The sequence below is a fragment of the Bacteroides finegoldii DSM 17565 genome, assembly GCF_000156195.1.
Taxonomy (GTDB): domain Bacteria; phylum Bacteroidota; class Bacteroidia; order Bacteroidales; family Bacteroidaceae; genus Bacteroides; species Bacteroides finegoldii.
The window spans coordinates 415781-416108 of the sequence record NZ_GG688317.1 but is presented as its reverse complement, the minus strand read 5'-3'; the positions used below and the strand labels follow the sequence as shown (position 1 = coordinate 416108).

The window sequence follows — 328 nt, the reverse complement described above, 5'->3', positions numbered from 1 at the left end:
TGATAATGGGGCGAAGGTAATGCCGGTCGATACTCACGATACGGTTGGACACTTTTTTGCCTGCAAATAAATTCTTCCCTTGCTCAAGGACTGTCTGTATGACCGAGAAACGTCTTTGGTAATCAGAGGATAGTGCAAGCCTGTTCCTGTAGGATGAATGAAGTTGCTCCAGCTGGTCAAGTAACTTTTCCAATAACTGAAGTAACCTTCGTGTAATCATACGAGCCTGTGATTTCCTGCGTTTACGCAGTTTGCTATAAGCAAGATAGGCACGGCGTACATCAAGATACTTGTTACGGGGACGTTGTATGTGCAATGTACGGCAATT

1 pseudogene is annotated in these 328 nt (G+C 44.5%); it reads right to left on the bottom strand.

Annotated elements, in window-relative coordinates:
• Window positions 1-328: pseudogene (locus BACFIN_RS21405) on the bottom strand (DDE transposase); the annotation flags it as partial.